Genomic DNA, 16481 nt, shown 5'->3' with positions numbered 1-16481 from the left:
GCTCTCCCGCGGTCAGCACCGGTCGCCGGCCCGGTCCCGGCGGGTCAGGACCCGCTGCACCCGGGCGAGGGCCGCGAACCGGTGCTGGCGCAGGGCGGCGCGCGCGGCGTTGGCGCCGGGTGCTCCGTGCACCCCGCCTCCCGGGTGGGCGCCCGCCGAGGCGAGGAAGAGACCGGTCACCGGCGTCTCCGGCCGTCCGGTGCCGGGCACGGGCCGGAAGACGAGTTGCTGGTGCATGGCGGTGGTGCCGCCGTTGATGGCGCCGCCCTCCAGGTTGGCGTTCATGGCCTGCAGCGTCGGCGGGGCGAGCACGCGGCGGGCCCGGACCAGTGCGCGGAAGCCGGGCGCGAACCGTTCCACCTGGCGTTCGACCCGGTCGGCCATCAGCTCCTGCTCCCCGGCGTCCCAGGTGCCGGTGATGCCCTCGTCGCCCGCGTCGGCGCGGATGTCGTGCGGTACGTGGGTGTAGGCCCAGGCGGACTCGGTACCGCTCGGTGAGCGGGTCGGGTCGGTGGTCGTCATCTGGCCGAACAACGCGAAGGGGCGGTCGGGGACCTGCCGCATGGCGATCTGGGCGGCGAACCGGGTCAGCTCGTCGAGGCCGTCGGCGAGGTGCACGGTACCGGCCCGCGCCGCCTGTTCGCACCGCCAGGGCACGGGTCCGTCCAGCGCCCAGTCCACCTTGAAGGTGGCGAAGTCCCACTGGAAGTGCCGCAGGTCGGCGCGGACCTGGTCCGGCAGGTCCGCCGGGGGGACGAGCCGGCCGTAGAGGGCGGGGACGGAGACGTCCGCGAGGACGGCGCGACGGGCGGTGACCGTCTCCCCGTCGGCGGTGCGCACACCGACCGCGCGCCGGTCGCGGACCAGGACCCGATCGACGCGCCGTCCGCAGTGCAGGGTTCCGCCCCGGGCGCGCAGCCGGTGGACCAGGGCCTCGGTGAGGACGCCGGAGCCGCCGACCGGCACGGGGAAGCCGTAGGTCTGGCCGAGCATCGACATCAGCCAGCCGAAGCCGCCGCTGCCGGCCGCTTCGGGGGCGAGGTCGGCGTGCAGGGCGTTGCCGGCCAGGAGCAGTTTGCCGCCCTCGCCCCGGAACTCCTCCTCACCCAGGCGGCGCACCGGCAGGACCAGCGTGCGGGCGAGCCTGAGGCCGCCCGCGCCGCGCAGCCGCAGGGCCAGCCTGGCGCCGGCGCGCACCGGCGGGAAGGGGGTGAACAGGGCGTCCACGATGTCGGCCCGGTAGCGGTCCCAGACCTCGTGGAGCCGTTCCCAGGCGGCGCCGTCCCCGGGTGCGAAGGCGTCGAGCGAGTCGGCGGTGGTGGCGACGTCGCGGTCGAGGACGGCGCAGGTGCCGTCGGTCAGGGGGTGGGCCAGTACGTGGGGGGCGTGGGCCCAGCGCAGCCCGTGGTCCTCCAGCCGCAGACCGCGCAGGACCGGGGAGGCGGCGGCGAGCGGGTAGAAGGAGCTGAACAGGTCGTTGACGAAGCCGGGGGCGACCGCGTCGTCGTGCCGCACCGCGCCGCCCGGCTCGGGCTGCTCCTCCAGGACCGTCACGCTCCAGCCGGCGTCTGCCAGCAGGTTGGCCGCCACCAGGCCGTTGGGCCCGGCTCCGACCACGACGGCGTCGACGGCATCAGTCACGGCCGGTTCCCCATCGGTAGCGCACGGAACCCACCGCGTCGGGCGGGTCGGGCCGGCACTGGTCACCGGCGCGCGACTCGCAGAGCTTCGCGAGCCTGGCGAGCATGGCGCGGTGCCGCACCTGGATCAGCGCCTCGACACCGACGTTGTGCACCAGGCCCCCGGGACCCCGCAGGGGGTGCTCGTCCACGATCACCAGGCACTGCTCACCCCAGGGGCGGAGTTCCACGGCGATCCGGGCCGTGCCGAGCCGGCCCGCCTTGGCCTCCAGCTCCAGTTCTGAGCCCTCCACGCAGCGTCTGACCACCGTCTCGTTGTGCAGCAGCAGCGGCCCTAGCCGCACCTCGTACGCGATCGTGGCGCCGACCTGCGGCCACTGCCCGGACTTGGGGACGACCTCCGAGGGGCCGACCACCCATTCCACGTATCTGTCTCCGTCCGCGAGGACGTCCCAGACGGCCTCCGGGGTCGCCTGGATCAGCCGGTGCCGAACCGCCATGTGTGCCTCCCACGTCCAGCGGCCACCGCCATGGGGCCGTCATTGCCGGGACGGTGCCTGAGTGCCCCGTAGGCGACCGGCCAACCGGGGCGAACGGGTCGGGGCGCCGGGGCGTGGAGGCGGCGGTGCGGAAAGGCGCTGCATTGGCATGGACCTGATGACAAGGGCTGGCTAAGCTCGAAGCGACCCGATGAGAGCGCTCTCAAACCGCGGTTGTTCCATGCCATCTGTTCCACCCCCACCTTGCTGGAACGACGAAGGGCAACTCCCGTGAGACGCAGCAGACTCAGGCACCTCGGCCTGGCCGGCCTCCTCGTGCTCGGCAGCCTCACCGCGGTCGGCACCCTGCCGGCCTCGGCGGCCGACGCCCCCTCCGCCTCCCCCTCCGCCAACGAGCAGCCCGCCTCCGCCGGCCTCCTGGAGGCCATGCGGCACGACTTCGGCCTCACCCGGGCCGAGGCCGAGCAACGGCTCGCCGCCGAACGCGACGCCACCGCACTGGAACCGGTGGCACGCCGGGCCGCCGGAAAGGCGTTCGGCGGTTCGTGGTTCGACGCCGACGCCGGGAAACTGACCGTGGCCGTCACCTCGGACGCGGCACCCTCGACCCTGCGCGCGGTACGCGCCACCGGCGCGCAGGTGCGCACCGTCGAGCACAGCGCGCGGCAGCTGGACGCGGTCAAGGCACGCGTCGACCGCCTCGACGCTCCCGCGGGCGTCAGCAGCTGGCGCGTGGACCAGAGCGCCAACACCGTGGTCGTCGACGTGGTCGCGAGCGACCGCGCTGACAACGATGTCCAGGACTTCCTGAAGCAGGCCCGCGAGGCGGGGCCGGTCACGGTGCGCTCGGTGCCGTCGGCCCCGCGGACCTTCGCCGCGGGCACCGTCGGCGGCGACCCGTACTACACCGGCAACGTCCGCTGCTCCATCGGCTTCTCGGTGCACGGCGGGTTCGTCACCGCCGGGCACTGCGGCCGGGCCGGCGCCGGTGTCAGCGGCTGGGACCGCTCGTACATCGGCACGTTCCAGGGCTCGTCCTTCCCCGACAACGACTACGCGTGGGTCAGCGTGGGCAGCGGCTGGTGGACGGTGCCGGTCGTGCTCGGCTGGGGCACGGTCTCCGACCAGCTCGTGCGCGGTTCGAACGTGGCACCGGTGGGCGCCTCGATCTGCCGCTCCGGCTCCACCACGCACTGGCACTGCGGCACCGTGCTCGCCCACAACGAGACGGTCAACTACAGCGACGGCTCGGTGGTGCATCAGCTGACCAAGACCAGTGTGTGCGCCGAGCCCGGCGACTCCGGCGGCTCCTTCATCAGCGGTGACCAGGCGCAGGGCGTCACCTCGGGCGGCTGGGGCAACTGCTCCGGCGGCGGGGAGACCTGGTTCCAGCCGGTCAACGAGATCCTGAACCGCTACGGCCTGACCCTCCACACGGCCTGATCCGGCGGGGGTGGGGAGGGGCGGGCCGTTCTCCGGTCCGGCCCTCCCGCACCACCGGCCTCCGGGCCGCCCCACCATGGCCGCGTGGCCGGGCGGTTCAGACGTCGCCGGGACCGGCCCCCGGCTCCGGTGCGTCGAGGACCGTCGCCGTGGTCAGCCGGCGGTAGGCGGCCCGCGCGTGGACCAGGCGGGCCAGTGCCGTACCGACGAGGGCCGCGCCGAGCAGGCAGGCCAGCCAGAACGCGTCCCGCCGGCCGGCCCAGGTGAGGACGCCGGCCGGCGGTATGGCGAAGCCGTTGAGGGACAGCCAGCACAGGACGGCCGTCCCCGGTGCGGCCGTGAACCGGGCGCAGAGTCCGAGCAGCGCCGCCAGCAGGGAGAGCGCGACCAGGGCGAGGCCCGGACGGCCCGAGCCCACGGTGCCGTTGAGGAGCGCGACCAGGAGGAGGGCGCCACCGAACGCTCCCGCCCACACCAGGGGGGCCGCGATCGGCCTGGGGACGGGTCTGGCACCGCTGCCCAGGGGCACCCACTCGATCATGCTGACGGCTCCTTCCGGTCCCGGACGCGTCCGGCCACGGCGTCGTGGCAACGGCCCTGTGGGCAGATTGTCCCACCGGGACAGGCAGTGCCCTTCCGCCCGGGGCGGCGACCGGCCACCTGCTGGCCTCCCCAGGACGCCCTTTCCGGCCAGACGCTCCGCCGCCGTGTGCGCCGACGAGGGGGCATCCTCGCTCCGTCTCCGCGACAGGACTGCGAGGGAGGGCCCTAACGCTCCGCCTCCGCGTGCGCCGAGGAGGGCGAGGGGCCGGACGAAGAGGAGGCCCGGGCCGGCACCGGCCTCCTGTCCGCCTCCGTGTCCTCCGCGGTCCCGCCGCCCGGCACCGCGGCCGTCGCCGTCGTCCCGGGCAGCAGCCGGCCGCCGGCCCGCAGCGCGCCGGCGAGTACATGGGCGCGTCCCGCGACGACGGGGCCGAGGACGGCGAGGACGAGCACGTATCCGGCGATGAAGGGCGCGAGCCGCGCGTCCAGTCCGGCGCCCGCGGCCATGGCGGCCAGAATCAGCGCGAACTCCCCTCTCGCCACCAGGGTGGTGGCGATCTCCGCCGCCGGTTCGCTGCCGTAGCGGTAGACCCGGGCGACGCACAGCCCCGCCACGACGTTCATGACGACGGTCAGGGCCGCCGCGGCGGCGACCGGACCGGCGACGGAGGCGAGGTCGCCGGGGTCGATGGCCAGCCCGAAGGCGAAGAAGAAGATGGCCGCGAAGGCGTCGCGCAGTGGATGCACCAGTTCACGGATCCGCGGCCCCGAGGGAGTGCCGGCGAGGATCAGGCCGACCATGAAGGCGCCGATCGCGTCGGCGACGCCGAGGACTTCGGAGACTCCGGCGACGAGCACCGCGGCACCGAGGAAGCTGATGACGAGCAGTTCGCTGTCCCGCGTGTCGATCAGGCGGCCCACGAGCCGGGTGCCGTAGCGGGCCGCGGCGGCCAGGACCAGCAGGAAGCCGAAGGCCTTGCCGGCCTGCAGCGCCGTGTCGGCGATGCCGTGCGCGCCCGAGATCACCGGTTGCAGGGCGGCCAGGTACAGCGCGAGGAAGATGTCCTCCACGACGATGACGCCCAGGATCAGCCGGGTCTCCGGGCGGCCGATGCGGCCCAGGTCGATGAGGATCTTGGTGACGATCGCGGACGAGGAGATGCCGAGCACGCCCGCCAGCACCAGTGCCTCGCGCACACCCCATCCGAGGACGAAGCCGAAGCCGAGCCCGGCGCCGACGTTCAGGAGCAGATAGACGCCCCCGGCGGTGAGCAGCCGTTTGCCGCCGCTCTTGAGGTCGTCGAGGTGGAACTCCAGTCCCAGATAGAAGAGCAGCAGCACCAGTCCGAGCGCGGAGAGCATTTCGAAGTCGTGCGCGTCCTCCACCAGGACGAAGCCCGGTGTGTGCGGACCGAGCAGGATGCCGGCGAGCATGAAGAGGGGGATCGTCGGAAGTCCGATCCTGCCGCCGAGGCGGGCGAGGAACGCGGCGGCCACGAAGGCACCGCCCATGGCGAGCAGGGTGTCAGCGTGACCCACGGGTCACCGCCTTCACTCGCGCGGAGGGTCGGGAGGGCTTCACTGGACGGGGATGGATGCGCATTCTCCTTCGTCGGTCGTGCGTCGGGTTGGTCGTTGCGGGGTCGGTCGTCGTCGGGGTCGGTCGTCGTCGGGGTTGTCCGTCGTCGGACGGACCGGGGCGGGGACCGGCCACGAGCCCGCACGCCGAGGACCCGTACACGGGTCGCGTCCGCGGCGGTGTGCCGGCCCGACCGGCCGCCCAGGCGCCCCGGGTGCGCACGGGACACCGCACCGAACCAGGCGGAAGGGCCCGCGAACGGGCGAGACCGGGCTTTCCCCGAGCGTCGGCGGCCCCGAAAAGACCCCCCGGGGCGCGACGTCGGTCAACGGTCACACGCCGGGGGGCCGGGCGGCCATCGGGGACGACACCCAAATGGTCCGACGGCCGACACCCATCGGCCGGCCGGGCAGGCGAGCCGCTGGGCGGTCCAAGGAGGAGGCGCCGCGGCCGACTCGGGGATCCCGGCCGCGGCGCGTCCTGCCGCCCCGGGCGCGGGAGGACGGCGCGCGGCGGGGCATGACCGGCGACTTCCCCGGCTCCCGGCCGCGACACTGCACCACCCGAGTGATCGTCAGGGGCCGTGCCGGGGCAGCCCGGTCCGGGAAGCCGACCGGTTCGCCGGGGCCTGGACGACGTCGTGCGGCGTTTTCGCGGCCCCGACCCGCCCACGGATGAGCGGGTTCGCGCACGCGCACCGCGCCAGGCTGTCCGGCGTGGCCCGGCAGACCGGCGGCCGGGCGGCCGGCCGGATGCCCCGACCGGACCCTCGCACCGGCGCGGGTACGCCGTCCGCCCCGCCGCGGGAAGCGGCGGGGCGGACGGTTTGCGGACGGTCCGTCAGCACGGTGTGGTTGCCATCAACTTCTCGAAGGAAGCCATGCAGTCCGGGCAATGACGCGCCCGTTCACCGTCGGATGCTTCTCTGCGTTCGCGGAGCTGCTGTCCGCAGAGTGTGGCCGCGGCCTGTTTGGCCAGTACGTGCCACACCAACGCTCCGCCCGCCTTCTCCGGGCCCACGCACATTTCGTACATGATCGGCCTCCCAGCCTGGACGCCGCTGACACCCTCCAGGAGACACCGGTTCGGCCGCGACCAGTAGCGTGCGGGGGCCATTCGGGTGACGACCCCTTCCGCCGCCCGGGGGCGGCCGCACACCCGCACGGCTGCAAACGATCAGCCAACCGGTCCTGCACGGGTGCGCGTGACGTGCCGTCAGGGTGCGCGCACGCCGGTGACAACGAAGCCGCTGCGGGGGCGGGTCGGGATGCGGCGCAGCGGGATCCGCAGGTCCTGGTCGGGGACGGTGCAGTCCAGGCGCGCCAACCGCACCGCCAGCGCCTGGAGCAGGCCCACGGTGATGCGCTCGCCGGGGCAGCGGTGACTGCCGGCGGGGTCGCCGCCGCCCTGCGGGATCAGTTCGTCGGGCGCGGGGGGCCGGTCCAGGAACCGTGCGGGGCGGAAGGAGTACGGGTCGCCCCAGAGCTCCTCGTCGTGGTTCTGCCCGTACACGTCGAGCAGCAGGATGCCGCCGGCCGGGACGGACTCGCCGTGCCAGGACAGTTCGGTGACGGTCCTCGCGCCGAGGAACGGGGCGAACGGGTAGAAGCGGCGGACCTCGTGCGCGAAGGCCGTGGCGAAGGCGTCGTCACCGGTGCGCAGCCGCTCGCGGTGGGCCGGCCACCGGTGCAGGGCGTGGGCGGCGAACGCCACGAACCAGCTCACGGCGACGGTGGGGCGCAGGACGTTCAGCAGTTCCACCGCCGCCGTCCGGGAGTCCAGCGGGCCGTTCGCCGTGTCCCGGTGCCGAGCCACCCGCTCCAGGACCGAGTCCGCGGGAGCGGCGGCCGTGCCCGCCCTGGCCTCCTCGATCAGGCGGCCCATGCGGGCCTCCTGGCGGAAGCGGGCGCGGCGGGCCCGCAGATGGCGGGGGCCCGGGGTGGCGAAGCCGTCGACCATCGCGACGAGGTCCCGGGACAGGGCGTCCGCGTCGACGGCCCCGGGCGGAACTCCCGCCCAGTCGCACACCCCGCGGGTGAGCACGACGGCCGCCTCGTCGAACAGCACGACCCGGTCGCGCTCGCTCCAGGCGCGCACGGCTTCGTCCCAGGCCCCGGTGACGTGTTCGGTGAGGCGGGCGACGCGGCCGGCTTCGAGTAGCGGCAGGAACAGTTCCTTGCGCGTGCGGTGGGCGGCGCCGTCGAGGGTGTGGACCGCGCCCTGCCCGAACAGGGTGTCCAGGATCGGTGGCGGGATCGCGCCGTGCCGGTGGACGTGCGACTCGTCGTAGAAGAAGGGCACGGCATCCGGGCCGCGTACGGCCAGCGCGGGCCTGCCGAGCAGCCGGGTGCGCAGTACGGAGCGGGTGCTGTCGCGCATGCGGTTGGGCAGCCAGGCGTAGCCCTCGGTGAGCAGTGCCGGGGTGCGGTCCAGCAGCGGGCGGCGGTGAGCGTCCATGGCGGGTGGGTGCCCCGGGGCGGCGGGCGGACACCCGGCCGGGGCGGCGTCCGGACCGCCCGCCGCCCGGTTCGGCACAGCTCGCCGACGGCCGTGGAACCCGGCGCCCGGGGGCCGAGCGGCTCGCCGCCCTCCTCGCGCCCGCCTCGACGGCCGAGGACGCGGACACGCCTGCCCCGCGGCGGTCTGACCGGGCCTGCGGTTCGCCGGCGTCGTCCGGGTCTTCCCGCGCGACACGGCGGGACCGCCGTGGGTTGTCCCGGAGTTCTCCCGTCCTCGCCGGTGTTCTCCCGTCCTCGCGTTCTGGCCGCCTTCGTCGGGCCGGCGCTCGTTCAGCCGGCCGCGTTGTCGGTGCGCATCCTCACCTGCTCCTCGAGGCGCCGCAGGCTGCCGTCGAGTGCCTCGGCCACCGACCGCTCCCCCGGGTCGTGGCTGTCGTCGAAGAACGACAGGTGCACCGTGACCTCGCTGGCCCCGCTGTCCAGCCCGGCGACCTGCAACCAGCCGGCGTAGCTGCCCTGCTCACGGGTGCCCCACTCGAGCCGCATCTGCTCGGGCCGGGCGCTCAGCAGGGCCGAGGTGTCCTGGTCGGTGCGGTCCTCGTGCACGGTGACGGCGGGCGGCTCCTCCGGCTCCACGTGCAGGTCCCGGGGCAGCCAGGTCTCCAGTTGTCCGACGTTCGCGGCCTGGTCGAAGACCTGCTCGGGCTGGGCGGGCATGGTGCGGGAACGCTCGTACTCGGTCATGCGGCACCACTCCTCGGCGCTCGGGGTCGTACGTGGTGACGCGTGCCCCTTCTGCCGGGACCGAAGCGCCGCACGGACGACCGGCCCGACGGGCGGGGCGGGGAGCCGGGTGCCAGAGTGCTGGGCAGCATCACCCGCCGCGGCGGGCTCCCGACGAGAGGAGGCGAGGTGTCCACGTCGGATCCGGGCGACGCGGCGCTGCGGCGGTTCCTCGCCGATCCGGCCCACCTCACCCTGGACCTGCGTACCGCCACGGCGCGGACCGCCAAGGCGCTCGGGCTGCGGCACGCCGTCGTCTACCTCGTCGACATCCAGCAGCGCCGCCTCGTCCCCCAGACGGCCGTCGCGCCGGCGCTCCCGGTGGACGACTCCCTGGCGGGCTGGGCGTACCGCACGCAGTCGCTGCGGGTGGAGGAATCCGCGGCCGGCGGCGGCATCACCGCGTGGTTCCCGCTTCTCGACGGCGCGGAGCGGCTCGGAGTACTGGCCGTCGACGAGCCCTCCCTCACCGCGTCCTCGCTGACGCGCGGGCGGGCGCTCGCCTCGCTGCTCGCCATGGTGATCACGTCCAAGCGCGCGTACGAGGACTCCTTCGTCCGGCACACCCGTACCCAGCGGATGCAGTTGCCCGCCGAGATGCTCCGCGCCCTGCTGCCGCCGCGCACCATCGGCGACGGCAACGTCGTGTCGACGGCCGTGCTCGAACCCGCCTACGAGATCGGCGGCGACGCCTTCGACCACGCGCTCACCGAAACGACGCTGCACGTGGCCGTCCTGGACGCCATGGGGCACGACCTGGCCTCCGGACTCACGAGTACCGTCGCGCTGGCGGCCTGCCGCAACGCCCGGCGCAGCGGCATGCCCCTGCCCGAACTCGTGCGCGGCGTGGACGAGGCGCTGTCCAGCTGGCTCCCGGACAAGTTCTGCACGGCGGTCGTCGCGCAGCTTGACCTGGTCACCGGAGTGCTGCGCTGGGTCAACTGCGGTCACCCGGCGCCCATTCTGATCCGCGACGAACGGCTGGTCATCGACGCCATGGAGCGTGATCCCGACCCGCCCATGGGCATGCCGTCCCTGCTCACCTCCCAGGCGCGCCGGACGCACGAGCTGGCCCTGAAACCCGGGGACCGGGTGCTGATGTACACGGACGGCGTCGTGGAGGCCCGGACCCGGGAGGCCAAGCTGCTGGGCCTGGAACGCTTCGCCTACTACGTCATCCGGGCCACGGCCGGGGGAGAACTGGCGCCGGAGTCGCTGCGCCGTCTCATCCACTCGATCCTGGACACGCAGGAGGGGCAGCTGCGGGACGACGCGACGCTGCTGATGTTCGAGTGGCGGCCGCCGCCGAAGGCCGGGCCGGCGCACCCGCGCCCGCTCCTGCCCGGCTGACGGCCGGCGGCCCGCTCCGTTCCCGGCTCACACGGCGTGCCCCCGTGCGCGCAGCCAGGCGTGGACGGTGTCCTTGTCCGAGGGCGTGATCCGGACGGCTCCCGCCACGTAGGGGCCCTCGTCCTCGGTGAACCCGGTGTCCGTCACCCTGGCGGTGACCCAGGTGGCCAGGTCCTGCGCGGCCTGTTCGGACAGCGCGCCCCGTTCCCACCCTTCCCGGGCCCGCCCCGCGGCCTCGGGGGCGTGCCGTTCGGTCTCCGCCAGCCACGCCGCCACCAGCCGGGCCACGGTCCGCCGGCCGGCCGGGTCGTTCTCCTGTCGCACGCGCTCGTCGCTCATGCCGGCCGAGTGCCCGCGATCGCCGCACCGCGCACCCGGCACCGAGCAGGGCGACGGGCCGCGGTGTCGGCGGTACCGCACCGGGTACCCGTTCGCGCAGGGTTGGGCCGGTCCGCTCCGCCCCTGCGACGGCGCCGGCCCGGGAAGGGGACAGCGATGAGGCAGCCCGCCGACGACCACGCCCGCGACAGGCGCGCCGGCGTCTCCGAGCTGCGCCCGGCCGGCGGGGACCCGGGCCCCGGCCGCCCCCGGCACGAGGCTCCCCGCGAGGACCTCCCTCTCGACCGCAATCAGGCGATCCTCCAGGCCGCCAAGCAGGTGGGCTCGATCCTCAAGAAGGCGCAGCATCCCTTCGCGCTGGCCGGCAGCGTCGCCGTGTACGCGCACGGCGGCACCCAGAACCTCCAGCACGACGTCGACTTCTGCATCCGGCCCGAGGACGCGGACGCGGTCGCGGCGACGCTGCGGGAGGCGGGGCTGGTGGTCTACACGCCGCCCGAGGACTGGCTGCTCAAGGCGGACTGCCTGGGGCAGCAGGTCGACCTCATCTTCGAGCTGGCCCACGAACCCGTCACGACGGGACTGCTGTCCCGGGCGCAGGAGCTGTCGGTCGACTCGGTGCTGATGCCGGTCCTGGCGCCGACCGATCTGCTGCGCGGTCTGCTGGCGGCCTTCTCGGAGCACCACTGCGACTTCGGTGCGGTACTGCCGATCGCCCGGACGCTGCGCGAGAAGATCGACTGGGAGGCGCTGCGCCGTGACTGCGGCGACGCCCCGATGCCCGCCGCCTTCTTCTTCATCCTCGAACGGCTGGAGATCATCCCCCCGGCCGTTCCCGCGGCCACCGCCCCGAAGGAGGAGCAGCCATGAGCGACCCTGTCGGACACCAGGGCCCCGCGGCCGGCGGCCCCCCGGCCGCGGGAGGGAGCGCCGGAAGCCCCCAGTCCCCCGAGAACGTGGAGTACCGGGTGGCCCACCTGCAGGAGCGGCTCGCCGCGGAGGAGCTCGGTGAACTCGGCGTGCGGGCCGAGATCCGGGCCGGGGCGGTCGCGGTCACGGGCACGGTGCCCTCGGCGCGGTGCCGGGAGACCGTACTGCGCGTGGCCCGTGAGGAACTGGCCGGGCTGACCGTGCACACGGACGTCGTAGTGGCGGAGACCACCAGCCCCGACCATGCCGAGGAGCTGTGATGATCCGCGTCGCCGCCGTCGGGGACATCCACATGGGGCCCGACAGTCAGGGGCTGCTGCGGCCCGCGTTCGAGACCCTGCCCGACTGTGCCGACGTGCTGCTCCTCGCCGGGGACCTCACCCGGCACGGCACGCCTGAGGAGGCACGGGTGGTCGCCCGGGAGGTACGCGACCTGCCGGTGCCGGTGGTGGCCGTCCTCGGCAACCACGACCACCACGACGAGCAGCCCGGGAAGGTCACCGCCATCCTCCGGGAGGCCGGTGTGACGGTGCTGGAGGGCGAGCACACCGTCGTGGACTGTGCCGGGGGCCGGGTGGGGATCGCGGGCGCCAAGGGGTTCGGCGGCGGGTTCGTGGGGCGCAGCGCGGGCGAGTTCGGCGAGCCGGTGATGAAGGAGTTCGTGCGCACCACCCGCCGCTCGGCGGACAGCCTGCACGCCGCCCTGAAGGAACTGGACGAGGAGGACTGTGCGGCGCGGGTGGCCCTGACCCATTTCTCCCCCGTCGCCGACACGCTCGCCGGGGAGCCGCCGGAGATCCATCCGTTCCTCGGCAGCTACCTCCTGGCGGAGGCCATCGACACCGCCGGCGCCGACCTGGCCGTCCACGGTCACGCCCACCTGGGTGCGGAGCACGGGATGACGGCGGGCGGGGTCAGGGTGCGCAACGTGGCGCAGCCGGTCATCCGCCGGGCCTTCAACGTCTACCGGCTGGGCGCGTCCTGAGCGCAGGAGCCCGCCCGTCCGCGCCCGCTGCGGGCGCGCGCCGCCCCGCCGCCGGCCGTCAGGTCCGTGCCGCGTCCTGCGTCGTACGCCCCAGGCAGGTGACGTCCGCCGGGTCGAGCCCGGCCGCGGCGATCTCGTGGAAGCCCAGCCGGTCGTAGAAGGCCCTGGCCGGTGTGTTGGCCGTGGCCATGACGAGGTGGACGGCGGGGACGCCGCGCTCGCGCAGGGCGCGCCAGAGCGTCCGCATCAGGGTCCGGCCGTGGCCCTGCCCCTGCCAGTCGGGGAGCAGGTCGATGTGCAGGTGGGCCGGGTACGCGGCCAGCTCGGGGACGATCATGCGTTCGGGGTCGTGCAGCAGTCCGGCCATGACCTCGTCCGGGGTGCGGGTTTCGGGCGGGCCCTGCGGCGCCGGGTAGCGGTCCGCCACGCGCGGCAGCCACTTGGTCCGGAACTCCTCGGCGAAGCGCGCGGTGTCCGCCGTGCCGAGGATGTAGCCGACGGCGCGGCCCTCCCCGTCGTCCAGCACGAAGGCCAGGTCCGGGTCGAGGTGGACGTAGGGGGCGGCGAAGATGGCGGGGAGCACCGAGGGGTCGGCGTACACGGGCCGGCTGTCCCGGCCGTTGTGCGCGGTCCGGATGCAGATGTCGTCGAGGGCCGGGGCGTCGGCGGCGCGGTAGGGGCGTACGGAGGCAGTCGCTGTCACCGCAGCATCCTGCCCGCTTGGGAGCGCTCCCACAAGTGGTTCGCTTCGGTCGGCCGTCCCCGGGTACCCGCCGCCGCGCACTGTGACGCAACGACGGAACGCGGACGGAAGTTGGCGGGAGGCCGGCGATGGAGGATGCGGCGGACCGGATCGCGCACCCGTGGGGTCCCAGGGTGCCCTACGGACGGCACGAGACGTGGCCGGCCCGGGTGGACACGTTCCTCGCGGACGGGGTGGAGCCCGGGGCGGTGCAGCGATGGGTGCAGGCCGCGTCGATCCTGCACTCGGACGGCGACGCCATGGACATCGCGGTGGCCGACGGCCGGATGGTCGGAGTGCGGGGCCGGGACGTGGACCGGGTCAACCGGGGGCGGCTCGGCCCGAAGGACCTGTTCGGCTGGCAGGCGAACGCCTCCCGGGACCGGCTGACCCGGCCGCTGGTGCGCCGGAACGGACAGCTGGTGGAGACGGACTGGGACACGGCGATGGACCTGGTGGCCGCCCGCTCGCGCGCACTGCTGGAGGAGCGCGGGCCGGGCTCGATCGGCTTCTACACCACCGGTCAGCTGTTCCTGGAGGAGTACTACACGCTGACGGTCCTGGCCCGGGCCGGCATCGGCACCAACCACCTCGACGGCAACACCCGGCTGTGCACCTCGACGGCCGCGGAGGCTCTCAAGGAGACCTTCGGCTGCGACGGGCAGCCCGGCAGCTACGACGACTTCGACCACGCCGACGTGATCGCGCTGTTCGGCCACAACATCGCCGAGACCCAGCCCGTGCAGTGGATGCGGCTCCTCGACCGCTTCGAGGGGGCCGACCCGCCGCGCCTGCTGTGCGTGGACCCGCGCCCCACCCGCGTCGCCGAACGCGCCGCCGTCCACCTCGCGCCGCGCAGCGGCACCAACGTCGCCCTCCTGAACGCGCTGCTGCACGAGACGATCCGGCACGGGTGGATCGACCGCGACTTCATCGCCGCGCACACCGTCGGCTTCGACGAACTGGCCGCCCGCGTCGCCGACTGCACACCCCGGTGGGCCGCGGAGATCTGTGACGTCCCGGCCGCCCGGATCGAGGAGGCGGCCGAACTCGTCGGCACCACCGACCAGCTGGTCTCCACCGTCCTCCAGGGCGTCTACCAGTCCCACCAGGCCACCGCCGCCGCCGTCCAGGTCAACAACCTGCACCTGATCCGCGGCATGCTGGGCCGCCCGGGTGCCGGACTGCTCCAGATGAACGGCCAGCCCACCGCCCAGAACACCCGCGAGTGCGGCGCCAACGGCGATCTGCCGGGCTTTCGCAACTGGCAGAACGACGCCCATGTCGCCGACCTCGCACGGGTGTGGAACGTCGAGCCCGAGACCGTCCCGCACTTCGCGCCGCCGACCCACGCCATGCAGATCTTCCGCTACGCCGAGCAGGGCTCGCTGCGGATGCTGTGGATCAGCGGCACCAATCCCGCCGTCTCGATGCCCGAGCTGTCCCGCATGCGCTCGATCCTGTCGCAGGACCGGCTGTTCACGGTCGTCCAGGACCTCTACCTGACGGAGACGGCACAACTGGCCGACGTGGTGCTGCCCGCCGCCACGTGGGGCGAGAAGACCGGCGCGCTCACCAACGCCGACCGCACCGTGCACCTCTCCGAGAAGGCCGTGGAACCGCCCGGCGAGGCCAGGCCCGACCTGGACATCTTCCTGGACTACGCGCGGCGCATGGACTTCCGGGACAAGGACGGCGGTCCGCTGATCACCTGGGACGGCCCCGAGTCGGCGTTCGAGGCGTGGAAGCGGTGCAGCGCGGGCCGCCCCTGCGACTACACGGGCCTGTCCTACGCCCTGCTGCGCGACACCAGCGGCATCCAGTGGCCCTGCGACGAGCGGAACCCGCGGGGCACCGCGCGCCTCTACACGGACGGCATCTCCTGGGCCCACCCCGACGTGTGCGAGAGCTACGGCAAGGACCTGGAGACCGGCGCGTCGCAGGAGGCCGTGGAGTACCGCTCGCTGAACCCGGACGGCAGGGCGATGCTGAAGGCGGCCGCCTACCGGCCGCCGCACGAGGAGCCGGACGAGCAGTACCCGTTCCAGCTCACGACGGGCCGGACGATCTACCACTTCCACACCCGTACCAAGACCGGACGCGCCCCCCAGCTCAACGACGCCGCTCCCGACGTGTGGGTGGAGATCTCCACCGGCGACGCGGAACGGCTCGGCCTCGGCGAGGGCGATCTGGTGGAGGTCGGCAGCAGGCGCGGCGCCCTGCGCGGCCGGCTGCGGGTGACCGGCATCCGCGCGGGACTGCTGTTCGTGCCGTTCCACTACGGCTACTGGGACACCGGGGGCGGGTCGGGCCCCGGCCCGGACACTCCCGGGCGGGCCGCGAACGAGACGACCGTCACCGACTGGGACCCCGTCTCCAAGCAGCCGCTGTTCAAGACGGCCGCGGCCGCGCTCACCCTCCTGGAACGCGGGGACGGCCGGCCCTCGCCCGCACCGACCACCACCGCGTCGGCCCCGGCCGCCGCGGGCGTCGTCCCGCCCACCTCGGGCGGACCGGCGGCGCACACCATGCGGCAGGAACCCACCCAGTTCCCGCACGGCCACGAGGAAGGCGCCCGGTGAACGGCATCACCCTGACCCTGCGCACACTGCACCGCGGCGAACGGCACCTGGCACACCACCTGGTGACCGTCGCCGAGCGGCACCGCACCGAGCACGAGGTCCACCACGTCGCCACCGACCTCGCCCTCTGGTCCCGCGAGCACGTGCGGCGACTCGCCGAGGCCGGCGCCGAGCACGGCGTGAAGCTGGGCGACCCGCCGGACCCCTCCTCGGACGGCGTCCTCGCGACGCTGCGCGAGAAGGCGTCCGAGGCGGTCGTCCACCGGCCGGAACCCGGCCTGCTGCTCCTGCGCGACCTGCGGGAGCTGCACGTCGCCGCGGCGGAGAACTCACTGCACTGGGAGATGCTGGCCCAGGCCGCCCAGGCGTCGAAGGACAGCGGGCTGCTGGCACTCGCCTCCTCCTGCCACCCGCGGACACTGCGCCAGATGCGCTGGACCAACACCATGATCAAGCACTTGGCGCCCCAGATTCTCACCAGTCTGTGACCTGCGTGTTCCCCGTCCGGCGCGGTGCCCGCGGACACCGGTGCCGCACCGGACGCCGAATGGCGCCGACCGCCGGGAGCACCTGATGATCCCAGTGGGGCCACACCCCGCTGATGCC

15 protein-coding genes are annotated in these 16481 nt (G+C 74.2%); 7 read left to right on the top strand and 8 right to left on the bottom strand.

Features of this window, described 5'->3' with window-relative positions; genetic code table 11:
* Positions 1-12: 12 nt before the first annotated feature.
* On the bottom strand, positions 13-1641 hold the full coding sequence (locus tag NI25_RS35390; protein WP_061446384.1) for a phytoene desaturase family protein: 1629 nt from the start codon (positions 1639-1641) through the stop codon (positions 13-15).
* Positions 1634-2140: an SRPBCC family protein gene (locus NI25_RS35385; protein ID WP_061446383.1), complete on the bottom strand. Its 507-nt coding sequence runs from the start codon at positions 2138-2140 to the stop codon at positions 1634-1636. The genes NI25_RS35390 and NI25_RS35385 overlap by 8 nt, the downstream gene beginning before the upstream one ends.
* Before the next feature lie 270 nt (positions 2141-2410).
* Here NI25_RS35385 and NI25_RS35380 point away from each other — a divergent pair, with 270 nt between their 5' ends.
* Positions 2411-3583, top strand: coding sequence for a S1 family peptidase (locus tag NI25_RS35380; RefSeq protein WP_061446382.1), 1173 nt, complete (start codon positions 2411-2413; stop codon positions 3581-3583).
* 97 nt (positions 3584-3680) lie between these two features.
* Here the strand turns inward: NI25_RS35380 and NI25_RS35375 are convergent, their stop codons facing one another.
* The 4 genes from NI25_RS35375 to NI25_RS35355 all read right to left on the bottom strand — a co-directional run bounded on the left by NI25_RS35375 (position 3681) and on the right by NI25_RS35355 (position 8908).
* Positions 3681-4124, bottom strand: coding sequence for a hypothetical protein (locus tag NI25_RS35375; RefSeq protein WP_061446381.1), 444 nt, complete (start codon positions 4122-4124; stop codon positions 3681-3683).
* 227 nt (positions 4125-4351) lie between these two features.
* Positions 4352-5665 (bottom strand): cation:proton antiporter, encoded by a 1314-nt coding sequence (locus tag NI25_RS35370; protein ID WP_061446380.1) that lies wholly within the window; start codon positions 5663-5665, stop codon positions 4352-4354.
* A gap of 1255 nt (positions 5666-6920) precedes the next feature.
* Positions 6921-8162, bottom strand: coding sequence for a cytochrome P450 (locus tag NI25_RS35360; protein ID WP_078884802.1), 1242 nt, complete (start codon positions 8160-8162; stop codon positions 6921-6923).
* Positions 8163-8494: 332 nt separating this feature from the next.
* Positions 8495-8908: an SRPBCC family protein gene (locus NI25_RS35355; RefSeq protein ID WP_061446379.1), complete on the bottom strand. Its 414-nt coding sequence runs from the start codon at positions 8906-8908 to the stop codon at positions 8495-8497.
* A 168-nt stretch (positions 8909-9076) separates the two neighbouring features.
* Between NI25_RS35355 and NI25_RS35350 the strand changes: the two genes are divergently transcribed.
* Complete coding sequence (locus NI25_RS35350; protein WP_061446378.1) at positions 9077-10297, top strand: PP2C family protein-serine/threonine phosphatase; 1221 nt, start codon at positions 9077-9079, stop codon at positions 10295-10297.
* A 27-nt stretch (positions 10298-10324) separates the two neighbouring features.
* On the opposite strand, the gene NI25_RS35345 is transcribed toward NI25_RS35350, so the two are convergent.
* Positions 10325-10636, bottom strand: coding sequence for a hypothetical protein (locus tag NI25_RS35345; RefSeq protein WP_061446377.1), 312 nt, complete (start codon positions 10634-10636; stop codon positions 10325-10327).
* Between the two features lie 156 nt (positions 10637-10792).
* Between NI25_RS35345 and NI25_RS35340 the strand changes: the two genes are divergently transcribed.
* Genes NI25_RS35340 through NI25_RS35330 form a run of 3 tightly spaced genes read left to right on the top strand, consistent with a single transcriptional unit; the run spans position 10793 to position 12551 of the window.
* Positions 10793-11506, top strand: a complete 714-nt coding sequence (locus NI25_RS35340; RefSeq protein ID WP_061446376.1) for a nucleotidyltransferase domain-containing protein — start codon at positions 10793-10795, stop codon at positions 11504-11506.
* Complete coding sequence (locus tag NI25_RS35335) at positions 11503-11826, top strand: BON domain-containing protein (protein WP_061446375.1); 324 nt, start codon at positions 11503-11505, stop codon at positions 11824-11826. Before NI25_RS35340 ends, NI25_RS35335 begins: the two co-directional genes overlap by 4 nt.
* A complete protein-coding gene (locus tag NI25_RS35330) occupies positions 11826-12551 on the top strand; it encodes a metallophosphoesterase family protein (protein WP_061446374.1) in 726 nt (241 codons plus the stop codon). The genes NI25_RS35335 and NI25_RS35330 overlap by 1 nt, the downstream gene beginning before the upstream one ends.
* A 58-nt stretch (positions 12552-12609) precedes the next feature.
* On the opposite strand, the gene NI25_RS35325 is transcribed toward NI25_RS35330, so the two are convergent.
* Positions 12610-13254, bottom strand: coding sequence for a GNAT family N-acetyltransferase (locus NI25_RS35325; protein ID WP_061446373.1), 645 nt, complete (start codon positions 13252-13254; stop codon positions 12610-12612).
* A 128-nt stretch (positions 13255-13382) separates the two neighbouring features.
* Between NI25_RS35325 and NI25_RS35320 the strand changes: the two genes are divergently transcribed.
* Together NI25_RS35320 and NI25_RS35315 are read left to right on the top strand one after the other, a co-directional pair.
* Positions 13383-15875 carry a nitrate reductase gene (locus NI25_RS35320; protein ID WP_061446372.1) on the top strand — a complete coding sequence of 831 codons (2493 nt, stop codon included), beginning with the start codon at positions 13383-13385 and terminating at the stop codon, positions 15873-15875.
* Complete coding sequence (locus NI25_RS35315) at positions 15872-16363, top strand: hypothetical protein (protein ID WP_061446371.1); 492 nt, start codon at positions 15872-15874, stop codon at positions 16361-16363. The genes NI25_RS35320 and NI25_RS35315 overlap by 4 nt, the downstream gene beginning before the upstream one ends.
* Positions 16364-16481 lie beyond the last annotated feature (118 nt).

The organism is Streptomyces sp. CCM_MD2014 (genome assembly GCF_000772045.1).
Lineage (GTDB): Bacteria > Actinomycetota > Actinomycetes > Streptomycetales > Streptomycetaceae > Streptomyces > Streptomyces salinarius.
This window is presented reverse-complemented; position numbering and strand designations above follow the sequence as displayed.